The sequence below is a fragment of the Rhodopseudomonas julia genome (assembly GCF_030813515.1).
Lineage (GTDB): Bacteria > Pseudomonadota > Alphaproteobacteria > Rhizobiales > Afifellaceae > Afifella > Afifella julia.
The window spans coordinates 796652-814379 of record NZ_JAUSUK010000002.1 but is presented as its reverse complement, the minus strand read 5'-3'; the positions used below and the strand labels follow the sequence as shown (position 1 = coordinate 814379).

The window sequence follows — 17728 nt, the reverse complement described above, 5'->3', positions numbered from 1 at the left end:
TCCGCAGCGGCAGCTTCGCGCCCGCGCTTTCCCTTGAGAACCGGTCAGGCCGCGAGTTCGCGTGCCGTCAGCGCCGCATGAAGAGCGGCAACTTCGTGAAGGCCGACCGCGCGCTTGGCCTTGGCGGCCTCTGCCCGCACCAGATCGAGCAGCGTGCGCGTCTGCGTGTCGTCGGCGACAAGTCCAAGAGTCTCGAGCGCATGGCGCATCGAGGAGATGCCGGAATGCTTGCCGAGAACGATGGTGCGCGCGCGCCCGAGCCGCTCCGGATTGAGACCCTCATAGGTTGCCGGATCGCGCAGAAGGCCGGAAACGTGGATGCCGGATTCGTGCATGAAGGCGGCGGCCCCGACGATCGGCTTCGATTCCGGGATCGGACGGCCCGCCGCCCCCGCAACGAGCTCCGCGAGCCCCGTCAGATGCGTAAGGTCGACCCGGCTCTTATGGGCGCTGATATGATCGAGCGCCGTCGCCACCTCTTCGAGAGCCGCATTGCCGGCACGCTCGCCGATGCCGAGAACGCAGACGGAGGCATGCGTGGCTCCCCCGCGGATCGCGGCCAGCGTGTTGGCCGTGGCGAGACCGAGATCGTCGTGGCCATGAAATTCCAGATCGAGATCGCTCATCGCCCGCAGCCGCTGAAAGACGGCAAAGGTCGTGAACGGATCGAGGATGCCGACCGTATCGGCGAAGCGGAATTTGACGGCGCCCGCCTCCTGCGCGACCGCAATGGCCCGACGAATGAAATCGAGATCGGCCCGGCTTGAATCCTCCCCGCCAAGCGCGACCCGGAGCCCATGCGCGCGGGCATGGGGAATGACGCTGCGAATGCGGTCGAGAACATCGGCGCGATCGGTGCCGAACTTCGCCTTGATCTGCCGATCCGACATCGGCACGGAGAGATTGACCTCTTTGAGGCCGGTCTTCAGCGCGGCATCGACATCGTTCTTGGTCATCCGGCACCAGGCGATGACCCGCGAGCCCGTCACCGCCTCGCCGATCGCCGCAAGGCTCTCGATCTCGGCCTCCCCCATCGCCGGCGTGCCCGCCTCGATCTCGTCGACACCGGCCGCATCGAGGGCCCGCGCGATCGCCACCTTCTCCTCGATCGAGAAGGCGACACCCGGCGCCTGCTCGCCATCGCGAAGCGTGGAATCGTTGAAGGCGATGTGACGGGGGACAATGCGCTCCTCAAGCATAGAGACGCTCCTGTGGCTTTGCGGGCTGCCGTGCCTTTCGCCAGAACGGAGACACGGCGCGCAGCTCTTCGATGATGTCGGGAAGGATCTCGATCAGCCGATCGACATCGGCTTTCTCGTTGTCGCGCGACAGGGAGAAACGCACGGCACCATGCGCCGCCGTAAAGGGAAGGCGCATCGCGCGGATCACATGCGAGGCGTCCATGCCGCCGGAGCTGCACGCCGAGCCGGACGAAACGGCGACGCCATCGCGCGACAGAAGATGCACGATCGCCTCGCCTTCGACGCCATCGAAAGCGATATTGCTCGTGTTCGGCAGGCGATTGTCCACGTCACCGGTCACGATGCATTTGTCGATCACGGCCAGCACGCCGGCTTCCAGATGATCGCGCAGCTCGCGCACGCGCGTCTGTTCGTCATAGAGATGGAAGGCTGCAAGTTCCGCGGCTTTGCCGAGCCCGACGATCGCCGGCACGTTTTCCGTGCCCGCACGGCGTCCCCGCTCCTGCCGCCCGCCGCGGATGAGCGGCTGAAATGGCACGCCCTGACGGACGTAAAGCGCACCGATGCCTTTCGGCCCGTGCAACTTGTGCCCCGAGAGAGACAGCATATCAATTGGGCCGGATTGAAGATCCATCGCGATCTTGCCGACCGCCTGCACCGCATCGGTATGGAAGAGCGCGCCGGCCTCGTGCGCCATCGCAGCCAACCGTTCGACCGGAAAGATCGTGCCGGTCTCGTTGTTCGCCCACATGATGGAGACGAGAGCCGTCTGACGGCCGAGCACCTTCTCATAGGCATCGATGTCGAGCCGGCCCCGCCCGTCGACCGGTATGACATGGACGACCACACCTGCCCGTTTCGCCAGATCCTGAGCGAGCGCGAGGACAGCCGGGTGTTCCACCGCAGAGACGATCAGTTCGTTGCGGCCCTCCTGCGTGGCGAGCGCCGAGAGGATGGCGGTCGTGTCGGATTCCGTCCCGCCGGAGGTGAAGATGATCTCCTGGTCGGATTCCGCACCGAGAAGCGATTGCAACTGTCCGCGCGCCCGCTTCACCCCCGTGGCCACCACTGAGCCGAAGCCATGCAGCGAAGAGGGATTGCCGAAATGCTCCGTGAAGAAGGGCAGCATCGCCGCCAGCACGTCTGGATCGACGGGCGTCGTCGCATTGGCATCGAGATAGACGGGCCGCATCACCGCCTCCTCAATGTCTTGGCTGAACCGGGATGACGCGGATGGGCGCGCCGAGCTTCGCCATCAGCCGCATCTGAATGCCACCGATGGTAACGCCCGCGAGCTGGCAGCCGACGCAGGCACCGGTCAACCGCACCATGATCTTGTTGTCTTCGATATCGACGAGCTTGCAGTCGCCGCCATCGCCCGCGATGTAGCGGCGGACATCCTGCAGCGCGTCCTCGACAAGAGCGAATTTCTCCTCGCGACTGAGGCCGAGCCCAAACGTCGCCGCCTTCCGCGAGCCGGCCTCGCCGTCGGCGCTCTGCACAGGCGCCTCGGGCGACGACGCAGGCCTCTTCGGCATCTGCGTGCGGTTGAGAAGCGTTAGCCGCACCATCGGCCTCTCACCCGGACCGGCCGCACCTTCGCAGCGCTCCTCTCGCTCTTCGCCAGCCGTCTCCAGAAGCTCATCCTGATAAAGGGGGGTAAAATCAGTCATGGGGCTCTCCATCATCCGAAGGACTTGCCGCAGGAGCAGCTCCAGGTCGCCTTCGGATTGTCGAAGGTGAACCCGGCGCCTTCCAGGCTTGTGACGAAATCAACGGTGGTGCCTTCGAGGTAGGCGATGCTCATCGGGTCGACGAAGACCTTGATGCCCGCCTGCTCCACCAGCACATCGCTCGGCTCGGCCTCACCGACGAGGCCCATCATGTATTTGAGGCCGGCACAGCCGCCGCTCTCGACCATCAGGCGCAGGCCCTCGACCGGTTCTTCGGACCCGGCGATCGCTGTGCGCAGCGCATCCACGGCGGCCTCGGTCAGTTGGATCATGCCTCGCTCCTTCGTTACCAGGAGCGCAGCAAGCCGCGTGCCAAAACCTAAGGCTCTGTTTTCAATAGAGATTCGCGGCCGGACGGAATGTCGCATTCCGCACCAATGTCACAAAGCCGACAGGCGTCTTCGCAACAGCGGGAAGGATGAATACCCTCAGGACGCCTTCTCGGCATCGCGCTTGACGCGGGCAAGCAGGCTTTCGCCGCTCTCATCGCCGAAGCAGGTATCGAAGTCGTCGCATTCGTTGCAGGTCGGCGCCGTGCAGATCTGATAGCCCGTGTCGCGACAGATCATGCGGTAGAAGAACTTCTTCCACTTCATGTCCTGGCTGTTCGCCTCCGACAGCATCTCGAAATGCCGCTCCATCAGCCAGCCCAGCTCGCGCCGGTTGCGCAGACCGAGATCCTGCCAGAGATGGTTCGGCCTCTGGCAGCGCCGGGCGATGATCTCGGCAAGCCGCATTTCAAGAGAGCTGTCCTCTGTCGTGCCGTTCATCAAGAGGTCGAGAAGGCAGACCTCGTCTTCGCTTCTCGTCGGCACGACATCGGCCGGCAGGCCCTCGAAAATCGCCGCCGCATGCGGAAAGAGCGCGCCGACAAGGTCTTTGAGAGTGTCGCTGTCGAGACCGAGCGTCTCGACGACGGAAACCTCCTCCTTGCGGCTTTCCGAAATGGCGAGCGCCAGCACGGAGGCGATGACATGCGCGTCGAACGCATTGCAGAGCGGCCGCTCGCCGCCCTCCATCAGGAAATCGTAGACGTCCGCGGCTTCCATGGTCTCAGGCCGCGAGCGCTTCGGCTCCGTGCGTCTGGCTGCCCGTCGGGCAGACCCTGGCGCAGGCGCCGCAACCGATGCAGTTTCCGGCATCGCCGAGCACCATCACCTTGCGCTCCAGCTCGTCGTCATCCTCGTCCTCGAGGTCGACGAACTCACCGTCTTCGGTGACGCCGCGAAGCGTCATCACGTTGCGCGCACAGACTTTGTAGCAGCGACCGCAGCCGATGCACTTCTTCGGATCGATCGAAAGAAGATATTCCGGCGTCCAATCCCGTCCGTCACGTGTCACGAAGCTCATCATGTCCCCCCGGGCTCGCCCAAGCCCTTTCATCGGCCACGCCTCAGGCGCGGGCCACCTCTGGATAGGTGTCGATCGTCTCGCGCGCCTGGCGCACGATTTTCATGCCGGCCTCGGCGAGATCGCCGAGGCTTTCGAAACCGAAGCGGTGCACGTCGCGCAGCGATTTCGCGAAGATCACGAGCTTGCCGGCCGTCAGAATAACGCGCCCAAAACCTTCCCAATGCATGCTCATCATCGGCGAGGCCATGAGCCCCGTCTCTCGCTCCACCGTCAGACCGACGGCGCGATAGAATTTGTCGACCCGGTCGAGAAGATCGGGGTCGGGATCGTCGATGATCGGCTTCGCCCGCCGCTCTTCTGCGGTGACGATGAACTCATCGAGGAGCTCGGCATCGCTCTTGCTCTCCCAGGCGCCATAGGAATCCTCCGCCCGATAGAGCGCGACGAGCGATTTGAGGAAAGGCGAGCCCATCGCCTTATCCTCCGCTTCGGCAGCAGACATCAGCGCTTCCGCCATGCTCAATCCTCCTCGTCGAGAAAATCCATCGACCGCGGCTGCGCCGTGCCCATCACCTTCCGCAGCCAGGGCGGCGGATTGGTCGACATCATCGTCTGCACGCGCCCAATGAGGCCGTCGATCGGCTCCGGCGCCGGCAATTTGACCGGGTGGATGCGCGCATTGATGACTTTCGCGGCCGAAGGCCCCCCGATCGCCAGGCAGAACAGAAGGTGGCAGCCGTTCAACGCCTCGATCTTCGGTCCGATGCGGTCGTCGCCCTCGAGGCGGTGTTTGCCGCTTTCATCCGATACATCATCGAAGGCAGCGGCGGAGACGAAGCGCGACGCCGTCGGCGTCACGTCGTAGATGGCGAATTTGCGGGCCGAGCCAAAATGCGCGTTGAGCCCCTTCATATCCTGCGTGGCGATCGCAACGCGCAGCCGCGGCTCGTCGCTCTCAGCGGTCACCGACATGACTTCCTCCCGTTCAACCAATTGCAAGTGTCTGACCGACATCGCGCTTCTCCTGAACCTTGAAGGGAGGCACTTCGGCCGAGGTGAAATCCTCGGGCTTCTTCTCTTTGATGAGGCTGAGGAAGATGTTTCCGACCTCGTAGAGAAAATCGCGGCTTCCCGCGTAGCCGATCATCGAGCGGTGCTGGACGCCGAGCCGGTCGAAGATCGGGAACCCGACGCGCAGATGCGGCAGGCCAAGCCGCTCCGCGGCCTGTCGTCCGTGGCTGTGTGTGACGAGGAGATCGGCCTGTGCGGCCGCCGCCCGTTCTTCGAAATCCATGAGATCGCCGACAACGACCTCCTTCGCCGGTACTCTCTCGAGAAGCGCCGAATGATGGGTGGTCGTCACCGCCGTGACGATCTCCGCGCCGAGGCTCTTGAAGAAGACGGCGAGCTGATAAGTGAGATCCGGGTCGGCCGCGATGGCGATGCGCTTGCCACCGAGATAGAAATGGCAATCGAGCATGGCGTCGACGAGCTGGCTGCGGCGTCGCTTGAGGCTTTCGGGGACCGCGACGCCCGAAATCCGCGACAGCAGCGCCACCAATTCGTCGGTTGCCGCAAGCCCCGTCAGGTTCGCAAGAACCGTGCTCGGCACGCCGGTCAGCCCTTCGAGAGCCTCTGCCGCCGGGGTCATATGCTGGCCGATCGCAATGGTGGCGAGCCCCTCGCCCATGTCGGCGATGTCTTCGAGTTTCGTGCCGCCGGATGTGATCGGCGTGAACTCGGCGTTCACATGGCCGTCGAGCGACCCGGAAAGATCCGGCAGGACGACAGCATCGAGACCGAAGGCTGCCGCCATGTCGCGCAGCTGGTCGATATCCGCAGCGGTCTGATGCACGCCAGGCAGAATGTTGATCTGCCGAAGGCTCTTCTGCCGGCGTTCCCCCGGGACGACGAGGCCTTCGATGATCGCCGTCACCGCCTTCGCCCAGCCGTCTTCGAGCGCCCCGACATAATCGGGCGTCGAGGCATAGACGATGGCCGTGCGCGCCAGTTCGTGGCGGCGCTGCATGATGGACAGGAGATCGCCGGTGATGTCCTCGCCGCGCGTCTCGATGAGTGCCGTCGAGGCGATGCCGATGAACTTCGGGTTCATCCGCGCCTGCAGATTGACGAGCGCCTCCTCCAGATTGTCGGCACCACCCAAGATCGTCTCGACCTCGGCGATCGCCGTCGTCTGCATCGGCATGTCCTCGCGGAAATGGCGGACGGCGAGCGTCAGGGCGAAGGAGGTGCACCCTTGCGCACCATGAAAGAGCGGCACGGCGCCATCGACGCCGAGATAGGCAAGCGCCGCGCCGAGCGGCGCGGAGGACTTCAAAGGATTGATCGAGCCGTTCTTTTTCGGCTGGAGGAGCGTGGCCATCTACGCCTCCCCGACGCCGGAACGCGATTGCGGTCCGCAATCGAGCGGGACGATATCGGCGGAGATTTCCCAGGGCGCAGGCCGACGGATCTCCTCCCACACAGGATTGGACAAGGATTTGGCGAGTTCCGCCACGAGCGCCACGGTGCCGTCATAGCCGGCATAGGCGTAGTTGCGCTCCTGGTTGATATCGAGCCACGGCCTGCGCGCCTTCAGCCCGACATATTGCGTCTTGCCGCCCGACAGGAGAATGTCCGCCTCGTCATTGGCGAGCCTCGCATACATCTCTCGTGCCGGAACGGAGCCGACCATATGCGGATCGTCCATGATCTCCTTGATCCGCTCCTTGTCGCCTTCCGTCGACTTGCGCACCGAGGTGGCGACGATCTTCATGCCGATCTCCTGCAGAGCGGAGACGATCGACCAGGATTTGACCCCGCCCGTATAGAGAATGACGCGTTTGCCCTTGAGGATCTCGCGGTAAGGTTCGATGCGCGCCCAGGCCCGCGCCTCCTCCGCCGTGATCAACGCTTCCGTGCGCTCCAAAAGATCTTCAGGGGCTCCGCGCTCGACGAGCATGCGGGCAAGCATGCGCAAAGCTGCCGACGTATCGGCGATGCCATAGAAAGACCCTTCGAAATACGGGATGCCCCAGCGTTCCTCCATCTGGCGCGCCAGATTGATGAGAGCCGCCGAGCACATCATCATGTTGACGCGGGCGCGGTGCGCGCCGGCGATATCGCGGTAGCGCGCATCCCCGGTGATGTTGGCGAGAAGCCGGATACCGAGTTTTTCCAGAAGCGGTTTGATCTGCCAGATCTCGCCGACGATGTTGTATTCGCCCAGAATGTTGACGTCCGTCGGCGTCGTATATTCAGGCTCGATGGTGCCGATGACGTGCTTGAAGAGCGCCTCACCGGCGAGCTTGTTGCCGAAATTCTTCTTGCCCGAAAACCCGGCCGACAGAACCGGAATGCAGGGCGTGCCGGTCTTCTCCGCCGCATGCCGACAGACGGCCTCGATGTCGTCGCCGATCATCGCCGGCACGCAGGTCTGATAGACGAAGACGGCCGGCGGGTCGTAACGGGCGATCGCGTCCTTGATCGCCCGATACAGTCGCTTTTCTCCGTTGCCCATGACGATGTCGAGCTCGGAGAGATCGGTGGTGAGGCCGAGCCGGTAAGTGCTCGGCCCCGAGGTGGCAGCATGGCGGTTGTCCCAGCTGTTGCCTTCGCACGCCGACGGCCCGTGCGTCAGATGCACGACGTCGACGATCGGCTCCAGCGCGATCTTGGCACCGTCGAAGGCACAACCGCCTGCGGCGGCGCCCGGCACCAAAGGCTTGGAGCAGCCTTTCTTGCGCTCCTTTTCGCTCTTGGCCTGGTTTTTCGCACAGCCCGGCTCGTTGAAGAGTTCGGCTGTTTTCGACCTCAAGACTTCGCCCATGATCGCCTCCCGGCGCCGCCCGCCTTTTAGCGGGTCAAATCGAAGGAAATGTCACCGCCCGGCTCCAGCCCGGCCGCGTCGAGCGTGTCGAACGCCTTGTCGAGCAGCGTCACCAGAACCCGCAATCCGCCCTGGTAGCCCCAGACGGGGAAGCGGTGGTGATGGTGCCTGTCGAAGATCGGGAAGGTCAGCCGGATGAGCGGCACGCCCGTGTCGCGCTCCAGGAACTTGCCGTGCGAATTGCCGATGAGGAAGTCCGTCGGCTCGGTGGCGAGAAGCGACCGCATGTGCCACAGATCATTGCCCGGATAGGCCTTGCATTCCGCGCCGAAGGGCGAGCTATCAAACAGGGCCTGCATCTTCTTCGCCCACGGCTTGGTGCCGTTGGTCGCCAGGCAGTGGCGCGGCTCGCCGCCGAACTCCAGCACGAAGCGGGCCATCGCATAGACGAAGTCCGGATCGCCGTAGATGGCGTAGGTCTTGCCGTGCAGGGTCGCCTGGCTGTCGGCCATCGCATCGACGAGACGGCCGCGCTCCATCCTGAGCTCTTCCGGGATCTCCTTGCCGGTGATCTCGGACACCTTCATCAGGAATTCGTCGGTCGCCGCCACGCCCATCGGGTAGTGGAAGCTCGCCGTCTCCTGATCGAGGGACTTTGCGTATTGAAGCGTCTTCACCGAGCAGTATTGCTGCAGGCTGATCGTCGCCTTGGCATTGACCGCGTTCTTGGCCGCTTCAAGCGTCGTGCCGCCGTCATACATGCGGAACTCGCCGTCCGAAGGCGTGTCGAACTGATCGGAGACGTCGGAGAGGATCGTGTATTCCACGCCCATCAGGTCGAGGATGCGCTTCAGCTCGCGATTGTTGCCGACCGCGAACCCGTCGAAGCCCGGCACGATGTTGATCGTCTCGTTCTTCGTGACCTCGGCATCTGCCCAGAAGCCCTCGAGAATCCCGCGCAGCATGTTGTCGTAGCCGGTCGTGTGGCTGCCGACAAAGGCCGGAGTGTGGGCAAAGGGCACTGGGAAACCCTGCGGCACCGATTCTTTTTCTTTGGCGCCGATGATGAACGACTGCAGATCGTCGCCGATCACCTCGGCCATGCAGGTCGTCGACACCGCGATCATCTTCGGCGAGTAGAGCGCATAGGCGTTCTTCAAGCCCTCGATCATGTTGTTGAGGCCGCCGAACACGGCCGCATCTTCCGTCATCGAGGAGGAAACCGCGGAGCACGGCTCCTTGAAGTGGCGGGAGAGATGCGAGCGGTAATAGGCGACGCAGCCCTGGCTGCCGTGCACGAAGCTCAGCGTCTTCTCAAAACCCGCCGCCGCGAAGACGGCACCGAGCGGCTGGCAAGCCTTTGCCGGGTTGATGGAGAGGGATTCGCGGGCAAAGTTCTTCTCCCGATACTCCCAGCTCTTCGTCCAGTCGGCGGTTTCCTGCACTTTCTCGGCGGCAGGCATGTTTTCCATGTCCGCACGCTTCTTGGCGAACATCTCCTTGTATTCCGGCTCCCGGAACAGAAGGCTGTGGTCGAGGACTTTCTCTGCAGATTGTGGCATGGGTCCATTCCTTCTTGAGGCTCGGCGCGCGCGCTATTCGGCGGCGACCGCCAGCGGCTCGGTCTTGGTCCAGGGAGCGTCGAACAGATCCCAGACGGGGTTGTTGATGGCGAGGTCCATGTCGCGGGCGAAGACCGCGAAACCGTCGTAGCCGTGATAGGGGCCGGAATAGTCCCAGGAATGCATCTGACGGAACGGGATGCCCATCTTCTGCACCGGGTACTTTTCCTTGATGCCCGAGCCGACGAGATTGGGCCGGATCTGCTCGATGAACTTCTCCAGCTCGTAGCCGGTCACGTCATCGTAGATGAGCGTGCCTTCTTTCACGTAATGGCCGGTGCGCTGATAATCGTCGTTGTGGGCGAATTCATAACCGGTGCCGACGATTTCCATGCCGAGATCGTCATAAGCATTGACGATATGGCGTGGACGCAGGCCGCCGACATAGAGCATCACCGTCTTGCCTTCGAGGCGCGGCTTGTACTTGCCGACGACGGCATCGACGAGCGGCTGGTACTTGGCGATGACGCGCTCCGCACCTTCCTTGATGGTATCGTCGAAATAACTGGCGATATGGCGCAGCGATTGGGCGATCTGCGTCGGGCCGAAGAGATTGTACTCCGTCCACGGCACGCCGTGCTTCTCTTCCATGTGGCGGCAGATGTAATTCATCGACCGGTAGCAATGGATGAGGTTGAGCTTCGCCTTCGGCGCCTGCTCGAGTTCGGCGAGCGTGCCGTCGCCGGACCAGCTGCCGATAACCCTGAGGCCCATCTCTTCCAGAAGCCGGCGCGAGGCCCAGGCGTCGCCGCCGATATTGTAGTCGCCGATGATGGTGACGTCGTAATCCGTCGCCTCGAACTCGCGTTCGCTCTTGTCGAGCACCCAGTCGCGGATCGTATCGTTGGCGATGTGGTGGCCGAGCGACTGCGACACGCCACGGAAACCCTCGCAGCGCACCGGCACCACAGTCTTGCCGGTTTCGCTCTTCTTCTTGCGCGCCACGGCCTCGATATCGTCACCGATCAGACCGATCGGGCATTCCGACTGGATGGAAATGCCGTTGGCGAGCGGGAACAGCTCGTTGATCTCGTCGATCACCTTTTCGAGCTTCTTGTCACCGCCGAAGACGATGTCGCGCTCTTGGAAATCGGTGGTGAACTGCATCGTCACGAAGGTGTCGACGCCGGTCGTGCCAGTGTAATAATTGCGGCGCTGGGCCCAAGAATACTGGCCGCAACCGACCGGGCCATGGCTGATATGGACCATGTCCTTCACCGGGCCCCAGACCACGCCCTTGGATCCGGCATAGGCACAGCCGCGGATCGTCATGACGCCCGGGATCGACTTGATGTTGGATTTGACGGCGCATTCCGACAGATTCTGTTCGCCGCCTTCTTCGGGGGCCTCCGCGGGCTTGGCGACACTCAGATGCCGGCTCCGCTTCTTCTGGGCCTTGTCCGGATAGGCCTTCAACACCTCCTCAATGAGGCTGGCGTGGAACTCGGCGTCGTTCTTGTGGTCGAGGCTCATAGCGCTCTCCTCATCGAACAATGTTGAAGATGGGCCCGGCCACCGCCCTGCGGCGGCCGGGCGGGGACAATTAGGCCGCGGCTTCGGCGGCCTTCGCGGCTTCCTTGGCCTGGAGTTCGGCGAGCGCCTGCTCCTCGGTCTTCATGATGCCGAAATCGAGCAGCATCTGCTCCAGCTCGTCCATGGAAACCGGCGTCGGGATCGTGCCCTGGCCGGAATTCGCGTGGATCTTCTCCGCCAGCGTCCGGTATTCCTTCGCCTGGTTGGAATCGGGCGCGTACTGGATGACGGTCTGACGACGCAGCTCGGCGTGCTGGACGATGTTGTCGCGCGGCACGAAATGGATGAGCTTGGTGTTGAGCTTCTCGGCCAGCGCTTCCGACAGCTCCAGCTCCTGGTCGGTCTGGCGCTCGTTGCAGATGAGGCCGCCGAGACGCACGCCGCCGGAATGCGCGTACTTCAAGATGCCCTTGGCGATGTTGTTGGCGGCATAAAGCGCCATCATCTCGCCGGACATGACGATGTAGATTTCCTGCGCCTTGTTTTCGCGGATCGGCATCGCAAAGCCGCCGCAGACCACGTCGCCGAGCACGTCGTAGGAGACGTAATCGACATCGTCATAGGCACCGTTTTCTTCGAGGAAGTTGATGGCGGTGATGACGCCGCGGCCGGCACAGCCGACGCCGGGCTCAGGACCACCGGATTCCGTGCACTTGATGCCCTTGTAGCCGAGCTTCAGAACATCCTCGAGCTCGAGATCTTCCACAGAGCCCGCCTCGGCCGCGAGGCTCAAGACGGTATCCTGCATCTTGGTGTTGAGGATGAGGCGGGTGGAATCCGCTTTCGGATCGCAACCCACAATCAGAATCTTCTGACCCATTTCGACAAGTGCCGCGAGGGTGTTCTGAGAAGTGGTCGACTTGCCGATGCCGCCCTTCCCGTAGAACGCAATCTGGCGAAGTGAACTCATAGTATCTCTCCAGGTTGTCCGGTTCAAAACTGTTCCAGCGGGCGCTCTCGGCCGCGTACCCTCGGTTACGCAAAGGGCGTGCCAACTTGGAGAAAATGATATTTCTCTTATTTATGAGACAGTTATGAGATTCGACAAAGGACCGGACCTCCGACAGTCGCTGTCCGATCTCCGACAAAAGACGACAGAGGGAAGAGAGCCGAACAACCGACAAAACCGACACGACATTGCGAATGTCGCGTTTCGCCATGACCTGGCGCAGCGACAGGCCAAAGCGCCGTCGAGCGGTCAGCCGCTTGAAAATCGTGTCAGGAAAAGAAGAGACTCAGACCGTCTCGGCGAGGCGTTCGGCAAGTCTTGCCGGAGAAACGGCGAGCGGCGTGATCGCTTCCGTCTCAAAGAAACGCAGCTCGTTGCGCGTGAGCCCTTCAGGCTCCACCAGTGCGAAATACGGGCCCTTGGAGCGCTTCATGATCTGCCGGGCATAGAGCCGGAGCATCTGGTCGTCGAAGCGACAACCGATGAACAGAAAACCGCAATTTGTCCGTCGTGTGCGCACGATCTCAGGGATCGGCGTCTGGATGTCGATTTCCGTCAACACTTCGACATAGTCGGAATCGGCAATGAGATAATTGTGCGCCGGCGTCACGCCGCCATGCGGCTTATAGAGGAGCGTTCGCCATTCATCTTCCGGCGCGGCCACCTCGTCACCCTCAGCGTCGTAAAAGCGGAACCAGAGAAATTCGCCGATACCGGCGCGGGTGATCCCCTGCACTTCGCCCCAATCGCTGCCCCGGCTGCCGCATTGAGCGAGCGCAGACCGCATCGCTCCGTCATACCAGCTGTCGACGATCATCGGGATTTGTGGGCATGAGGCGAGCGCCTCGTGAAGCGCCGTCGGCGCCACCGGCGCGGCGAAGGCCTCCGCCATCAAAGCGTCGAGCGTCTTGCGATGCTTGCGCCCTTCGATGAACTGCGCCGAGGCCCAGGGATTGCCACGCGCACGTCTCGGCAGCGCGACTTTCGAGGTGAAGAACGCGGCCAATGCCGCATAGCTCGCGGGAACGCCCGCATCGACGGGCACCGTGCCGGGACCGAGATAGGGAATGATACCGCCGCTCTTCAGGCGGCGGACGATGTCGTCAAGGACTGGCTCGGCGTTGCGGACAACCAGCTCGTCCAAAGCCGCCTCAACACTCATGAAACGCTTTCCGGGCGGCGCCGCGCTTCGACCGTGATCGGCAGCTTGGTGTCGGCCTCCATCTCCGGCAGCTCCAGAATCCAGCCATTCTTCAGCTTCACCCAGCCGCCCCACAGCGCCTCGTGCTCGCATTCGACGATCGGCTCTTCGAGATCCTTCTTTGCGACATAGGCGGAAAGCCCCTTGGGCGTGCTGCGGATCATCACCTTCATGCTGCTGTCTCCTGCTCGTCCGAAATGTCGCTCGCCGCTCCGTCGCCGGAGTCGTTGATTTCGGTTGCGTCGACGGCGATCAGCTCGCGCCCGCGCATGCCGACGATCCTGCCGCAATCGAGAAACTCGACCGCGTAGATGTAATACCGCTGCAGATAGGTGCCGACGTCGCGCACATATCCTTCATCCCCTTTGCGCACGACGATCTCGCCGATCTCGCAGCCGGGCATCGTCCCGTCGTTCTTGACGGCCTTCCGGGCGCGCACCTTGGCACCAGGCATGAAGAGAGGCTGATCGTAAATCTCTACCTCGTCTTCGCGGGCAAGTCCCATCGCAGTCTCCTTCGCGACATGGCGAATGTCAGGTCGGCTGTGATCCGTGCGAGGCGCACAAGACAGCGCCGGCAGGCCGAACCCGGCCCGCCGGCGGCCAATTCAACTCAGGCCGGGACGCAAGTGTCCGGGACCGGGCAGACGGCAACGCATTGCGGGGCATCGAAATGCCCCTCGCATTCGGTGCATTTGTCCTGGTCGATGATGTAGGTATCGCCCTTGAACTTGATGGCCGCGTTCGGGCACTCGAATTCGCAGGCGCCGCAAACGGTGCACTGGGACTTGATGATCTTGTAGGCCATTTGATTTCTCCTCTCGGTTAGGCTGTCAGCACGGCAGGCTGGGTGCCGTATTCGGCGGCGTACCAGGCAGCGATGCCTGCCTCGATCCAGTCATAAGCATGGGCGTCGCTCGCCTTGATGCCGACCTTCTCCAGTCGGTCTTTTGGGGCTTCGCCAATCTTGGCGCACATGACGACAGAGACGCCTTGCAGCGTTTCGACGATGCCGTCGAAGGCCCTCTCCTCGCCGTGTCCACCATGGCAATATTGCTCGACTTTGCGATGCCCCACGAAGGTCACGCCGCCAGGTGAAACTTCGAAGACCTGGAATTCCTGCGCATGACCGAAGTGTAGATTGATACGCCCGCCACCTCTTGTTGCCACCGCGACAAGAAGCGCCGGCGCATCGCCCACTTCGGCAAGATCTGCTTTGGCCGCCTCTTTGGTTGCGGCATGTTCGCCGCGCACCGTCGCGACCACGGAGCGATATTCCTCGCGTCGCGCCGGATCGTAGGAAACCGTCTCGGGCAGCTGGTCCATGGTAAATTCCTGGCCGCGATCCTCGCCAAGGATGCCGACGGCATCGGCGCGACACTGGCGGCAATGGCGCATCAGCTTGGTGCCGCCCTCCACCTTGTCCTGCAGCGCCTTCACCTCCATCGGCGTTGGCCCACGCTGACCCGTCAGCCCGAAATGTGTGCCGTGGGCAGGGTCGGAAATCAGCGGCATGATGTTGTGGAGGAAGGCGCCCTTCGCCTTCACCGCCTTGTTCACCTCGATCAAATGCTCGTCGTTGATCCCAGGGATCATGACGGAATTGACCTTCACCAGGATGCCGCGGGCGACGAGCATCTCCAGGCCGAGCATCTGCCGCTCAAGCAGGATCTGAGACGCCTCCACGCCGGTCCAGCGCCGGTGATCGTAGAAGACCCAGGGATAGATCTTCGCACCGATCTCCGGATCGATCGCATTGATGGTGATCGTTACATGGTCGATCGCCATGTCGGCGATCTCGTCGACGTAATCCGGCAGCGCCAGACCGTTGGTCGACAGGCAGAGCTTGAGGTCCGGGATTTCCTTGGAGACGCGCTCAAACGTCTCTTTCGTCTTGCGCCAGTCGTAACAGGCGTCGCCGGGGCCGGCGATGCCGAGGACGGAAAGCTGCGGCACCTCGTTGGCGACCGCGATGACTTTCTTGACCGCCTGGTCGGGGTCGAGCCGCTCGGAGACGACGCCCGGCCGGCTTTCATTGGCGCAATCGTACTTCCGATTGCAGTAATTGCACTGGATGTTGCAGGCGGGAGCGACGGCGACGTGCATGCGCGCGAAATAATGATGCGCCTCTTCCGAGTAACAGGGGTGATCCTTCACCCGCTCCCACAATTCCGGCGACATATCGGCGGGTCCGTCAGAAGAGCCGCAGCTTGAGGAGGCGCAGCCGGACTTGGCGAGCGAAGCCCGCATTTGAGCGGCAGATGTCGGCGCCTTCAGGCTGCCAAGCGAGATGAGCTGAGCCAATCGATCCCTCCGCGACACACGTCCAAAGCGTCTTTCAGGAACCGTTGAGCAAGCCCCATGCCAGAGTGAAAGCTACGTATTTACAAGGACTTGGTATCCAGCAACGAGAGACAAAACCCTGTCGCGGCTCCGACATCGTGTCGGGTCTCCGACATTGGCGGGCCGGGCCGTCTTACTCAGAAGCGCTTGATCGGAATCGAATGCTTGCGAAGGGCGTAGCCAATCTGGCGCGGCGTCATGCCAAGAATGCGCGCCGCTTTCGCCTGCACCCAGCCAGCCGTCTCCATCGCCTCGATCAACCGGTCACGCTCCGAGCGCGTATCTCCTCCAGGCACCGGGCAGGCGCCGGGCGACGGGCAGGATTGCGGCGTTGAAGCAGGGCTTTCCGCCTCGGCAAAAACCGTCCCGCCCATCTGCGGCTGCGGCTGGATGACCGGCAGCGGCTGGAATCCGGGAGAATGGCTCGCCCTGGGGCTTCCCTGCCAGAGAACGGAGGAAAGGCACCCGTCATTCTGACAGGCGAGATCGTGCGCCACGATCTGCTGGTCGCGTGCCAGCGTCGCCGTGCGCCGGATACAATTTTCCAGCTCTCGCACATTGCCGGGAAAGTAGCAGCCGGAAAGCGCCCGAAGCGCCTCGCCCGTCAAGGTGAGATCGGTGCCGTGCTCCTTGTTGAAGCGTTGCAGGATCTCCTGCGCGAGAAGCGGGATGTCCCCGGTCCGCTCGCGCAACGGCGGCAGGAAAATCGGCACGACGCTGATGCGATAATAGAGATCCGCGCGGAACTCGCCCTTGCTGACGGCGGCCTCCAGGTCCCGGTTGGTGGCGCAAACGAGCCGCACATCGACCTTGAGCGAGCGCGTGCCGCCGACACGTTCAAACTCGCCCTCCTGCAGCACCCGCAAGAGCTTGGCCTGAAAGGCGGCGGAAATCTCGCCGATTTCGTCGAGGAAGAGCGTGCCGCCATGGGCGAGCTCGAAGCGCCCCTTGCGCTGCTGGATGGCGCCGGTGAAGGCGCCCTTCTCATGGCCGAAGAGCTCCGATTCGAGGACGCTTTCCGGAAGTGCCGCGCAATTGAGTTTGACGAAGGGTCCGGAACTGCGCGGTGACAGATCGTGGATCGCCGAGGCGAAGAGCTCCTTGCCGGTGCCCGATTCGCCGCGCAGCAGCACGGTCGAGCGACTGCGGGCGACGATCCGCACCTTGTCGAGGGCCGCACGCAATGCCGGGCTCTCGCCGACGATGCCTTCGATCTTGCCGGAGGCCACGCCGTCGTCACGGCCCGCCGACAATTGCTTTTCGAGCCGCCGCTGTTCGGCCATCAGCCGTTCGCGGTCGCGTGCCACCGCCTTGTGCAGGCGCAACGTCTGACCGAGGAGATTGGCGACAAGTGTCAGAAACCGGACATCCTGATCGAACGGGGTCTGGTCGGCGAATTCGTAACTGCGGTCGATGGTCAACGTGCCGACCACCGCCTCGCCGTTTTTGATCGGCACGCCGATGAGGGAAAACGGCTTGCCGTCCTCCGAACCCCAGCCATCGAGATCGGTCCCCGCAAACAGACGGTCGCTGCGCACATCTGGCACCACGAGCGGCATGCAGGTGGCCACGATTTGCCCGATCGCCTGCTCGGGCAAGCGTTTGAAATAGCGCTTGGCGTTCTCCTCGCTCCATCCCGAACCAACGACGATCTCCGGCTCCCCATCGCCGTCGAGAAGCGCGATCAGACCGTGGCGCATATCGAGAAAGCTGGACAGGAGCGTGAGCACGCCGGCAAGCGTCGTCTCCAGCCGGTTCGGCGCGCTGAGGAGCTTGGAGATCTCGTAGATTCCAATGAGCTCGATATCAGCGCGGCTTGTCCGCCCATTCGTACCGTTTCCGGGGCTGTGCACTGTCACGGTCTCCGCCCTCCATGACGATCTCGATGCGCATGCATCGAATACGCAGGCTGGAAGGCCCCCAAACCTTCCAAGATTCCGCCTACCTATGTTGCATCTGCTAAA

19 protein-coding genes are annotated in these 17728 nt (G+C 62.8%); all 19 read right to left on the bottom strand.

Translation table 11 applies throughout. The features are described from left to right. Window positions 1-44 precede the first annotated feature (44 nt). A complete protein-coding gene (gene nifV / locus J2R99_RS13025; protein WP_307154879.1) occupies window positions 45-1199 on the bottom strand; it encodes a homocitrate synthase in 1155 nt (384 codons plus the stop codon). Continuing rightward, entirely contained in the window at window positions 1192-2394 is a 1203-nt protein-coding gene (nifS, locus tag J2R99_RS13020; RefSeq protein ID WP_307154878.1) for a cysteine desulfurase NifS, read from the bottom strand. Before nifS ends, nifV begins: the two co-directional genes overlap by 8 nt. A gap of 10 nt (window positions 2395-2404) precedes the next feature. Then, window positions 2405-2875, bottom strand: a complete 471-nt coding sequence (locus J2R99_RS13015; RefSeq protein ID WP_307154877.1) for a NifU family protein — start codon at window positions 2873-2875, stop codon at window positions 2405-2407. A gap of 11 nt (window positions 2876-2886) precedes the next feature. Beyond that, window positions 2887-3207: a HesB/IscA family protein gene (locus J2R99_RS13010; protein ID WP_128291600.1), complete on the bottom strand. Its 321-nt coding sequence runs from the start codon at window positions 3205-3207 to the stop codon at window positions 2887-2889. A 156-nt stretch (window positions 3208-3363) separates the two neighbouring features. Continuing rightward, window positions 3364-3984: a nitrogen fixation protein NifQ gene (locus tag J2R99_RS13005; protein ID WP_307154876.1), complete on the bottom strand. Its 621-nt coding sequence runs from the start codon at window positions 3982-3984 to the stop codon at window positions 3364-3366. Window positions 3985-3988: 4 nt separating this feature from the next. Continuing rightward, window positions 3989-4285: a ferredoxin III, nif-specific gene (fdxB, locus tag J2R99_RS13000; protein WP_128291599.1), complete on the bottom strand. Its 297-nt coding sequence runs from the start codon at window positions 4283-4285 to the stop codon at window positions 3989-3991. Between the two features lie 43 nt (window positions 4286-4328). Further along, window positions 4329-4805 (bottom strand): NifX-associated nitrogen fixation protein, encoded by a 477-nt coding sequence (locus J2R99_RS12995; protein WP_307154875.1) that lies wholly within the window; start codon window positions 4803-4805, stop codon window positions 4329-4331. A gap of 2 nt (window positions 4806-4807) precedes the next feature. Continuing rightward, a complete protein-coding gene (gene nifX / locus J2R99_RS12990; protein ID WP_370872364.1) occupies window positions 4808-5302 on the bottom strand; it encodes a nitrogen fixation protein NifX in 495 nt (164 codons plus the stop codon). Next, window positions 5274-6671, bottom strand: coding sequence for a nitrogenase iron-molybdenum cofactor biosynthesis protein NifN (nifN, locus tag J2R99_RS12985; RefSeq protein ID WP_307154874.1), 1398 nt, complete (start codon window positions 6669-6671; stop codon window positions 5274-5276). The genes nifX and nifN overlap by 29 nt, the downstream gene beginning before the upstream one ends. Further along, window positions 6672-8117: a nitrogenase iron-molybdenum cofactor biosynthesis protein NifE gene (gene nifE, locus J2R99_RS12980; RefSeq protein ID WP_307154873.1), complete on the bottom strand. Its 1446-nt coding sequence runs from the start codon at window positions 8115-8117 to the stop codon at window positions 6672-6674. A 26-nt stretch (window positions 8118-8143) separates the two neighbouring features. After that, the gene (nifK, locus tag J2R99_RS12975) at window positions 8144-9679 is read right to left on the bottom strand and encodes a nitrogenase molybdenum-iron protein subunit beta (protein WP_307154872.1); all 1536 of its coding nucleotides are present in this window, start codon (window positions 9677-9679) and stop codon (window positions 8144-8146) included. Window positions 9680-9712: 33 nt separating this feature from the next. Beyond that, complete coding sequence (nifD, locus tag J2R99_RS12970) at window positions 9713-11212, bottom strand: nitrogenase molybdenum-iron protein alpha chain (RefSeq protein ID WP_307154871.1); 1500 nt, start codon at window positions 11210-11212, stop codon at window positions 9713-9715. A 70-nt stretch (window positions 11213-11282) separates the two neighbouring features. Beyond that, on the bottom strand, window positions 11283-12182 hold the full coding sequence (gene nifH, locus J2R99_RS12965) for a nitrogenase iron protein (protein ID WP_092811147.1): 900 nt from the start codon (window positions 12180-12182) through the stop codon (window positions 11283-11285). 325 nt (window positions 12183-12507) lie between these two features. Further along, entirely contained in the window at window positions 12508-13383 is an 876-nt protein-coding gene (locus J2R99_RS12960; RefSeq protein WP_307154870.1) for an SIR2 family NAD-dependent protein deacylase, read from the bottom strand. Then, window positions 13380-13595: a putative nitrogen fixation protein NifT gene (nifT, locus tag J2R99_RS12955; protein WP_092811143.1), complete on the bottom strand. Its 216-nt coding sequence runs from the start codon at window positions 13593-13595 to the stop codon at window positions 13380-13382. Before nifT ends, J2R99_RS12960 begins: the two co-directional genes overlap by 4 nt. Further along, window positions 13592-13927, bottom strand: coding sequence for a nitrogen fixation protein NifZ (locus J2R99_RS12950; RefSeq protein WP_307154869.1), 336 nt, complete (start codon window positions 13925-13927; stop codon window positions 13592-13594). Before J2R99_RS12950 ends, nifT begins: the two co-directional genes overlap by 4 nt. Window positions 13928-14034: 107 nt before the next feature. Continuing rightward, entirely contained in the window at window positions 14035-14229 is a 195-nt protein-coding gene (locus J2R99_RS12945) for a 4Fe-4S dicluster domain-containing protein (protein ID WP_092811139.1), read from the bottom strand. A gap of 17 nt (window positions 14230-14246) precedes the next feature. After that, complete coding sequence (gene nifB / locus J2R99_RS12940) at window positions 14247-15671, bottom strand: nitrogenase cofactor biosynthesis protein NifB (RefSeq protein WP_307155706.1); 1425 nt, start codon at window positions 15669-15671, stop codon at window positions 14247-14249. Window positions 15672-15901: 230 nt separating this feature from the next. Then, window positions 15902-17623 (bottom strand): nif-specific transcriptional activator NifA, encoded by a 1722-nt coding sequence (nifA, locus tag J2R99_RS12935; protein WP_307154868.1) that lies wholly within the window; start codon window positions 17621-17623, stop codon window positions 15902-15904. Window positions 17624-17728 lie beyond the last annotated feature (105 nt).

What these genes read in the sequence shown, in the direction of transcription:
- J2R99_RS12960 (WP_307154870.1), bottom strand. Translation starts at nt 13,383, where the DNA reads ATGAGTGTTGAGGCGGCTTTGGACGAGCTGGTTGTCCGCAACGCCGAG.
- nifV (WP_307154879.1), bottom strand. Translation starts at nt 1,199, where the DNA reads ATGCTTGAGGAGCGCATTGTCCCCCGTCACATCGCCTTCAACGATTCC.
- nifB (WP_307155706.1), bottom strand. Translation starts at nt 15,671, where the DNA reads ATGCGGGCTTCGCTCGCCAAGTCCGGCTGCGCCTCCTCAAGCTGCGGC.
- J2R99_RS12945 (WP_092811139.1), bottom strand. Translation starts at nt 14,229, where the DNA reads ATGGCCTACAAGATCATCAAGTCCCAGTGCACCGTTTGCGGCGCCTGC.
- nifH (WP_092811147.1), bottom strand. Translation starts at nt 12,182, where the DNA reads ATGAGTTCACTTCGCCAGATTGCGTTCTACGGGAAGGGCGGCATCGGC.
- J2R99_RS13010 (WP_128291600.1), bottom strand. Translation starts at nt 3,207, where the DNA reads ATGATCCAACTGACCGAGGCCGCCGTGGATGCGCTGCGCACAGCGATC.
- nifN (WP_307154874.1), bottom strand. Translation starts at nt 6,671, where the DNA reads ATGGCCACGCTCCTCCAGCCGAAAAAGAACGGCTCGATCAATCCTTTG.
- nifX (WP_370872364.1), bottom strand. Translation starts at nt 5,302, where the DNA reads ATGTCGGTCAGACACTTGCAATTGGTTGAACGGGAGGAAGTCATGTCG.
- J2R99_RS13015 (WP_307154877.1), bottom strand. Translation starts at nt 2,875, where the DNA reads ATGACTGATTTTACCCCCCTTTATCAGGATGAGCTTCTGGAGACGGCT.
- J2R99_RS13005 (WP_307154876.1), bottom strand. Translation starts at nt 3,984, where the DNA reads ATGGAAGCCGCGGACGTCTACGATTTCCTGATGGAGGGCGGCGAGCGG.
- nifE (WP_307154873.1), bottom strand. Translation starts at nt 8,117, where the DNA reads ATGGGCGAAGTCTTGAGGTCGAAAACAGCCGAACTCTTCAACGAGCCG.
- fdxB (WP_128291599.1), bottom strand. Translation starts at nt 4,285, where the DNA reads ATGAGCTTCGTGACACGTGACGGACGGGATTGGACGCCGGAATATCTT.
- J2R99_RS12950 (WP_307154869.1), bottom strand. Translation starts at nt 13,927, where the DNA reads ATGGGACTTGCCCGCGAAGACGAGGTAGAGATTTACGATCAGCCTCTC.
- J2R99_RS12995 (WP_307154875.1), bottom strand. Translation starts at nt 4,805, where the DNA reads ATGGCGGAAGCGCTGATGTCTGCTGCCGAAGCGGAGGATAAGGCGATG.
- nifS (WP_307154878.1), bottom strand. Translation starts at nt 2,394, where the DNA reads ATGCGGCCCGTCTATCTCGATGCCAATGCGACGACGCCCGTCGATCCA.
- nifD (WP_307154871.1), bottom strand. Translation starts at nt 11,212, where the DNA reads ATGAGCCTCGACCACAAGAACGACGCCGAGTTCCACGCCAGCCTCATT.
- nifT (WP_092811143.1), bottom strand. Translation starts at nt 13,595, where the DNA reads ATGAAGGTGATGATCCGCAGCACGCCCAAGGGGCTTTCCGCCTATGTC.
- nifK (WP_307154872.1), bottom strand. Translation starts at nt 9,679, where the DNA reads ATGCCACAATCTGCAGAGAAAGTCCTCGACCACAGCCTTCTGTTCCGG.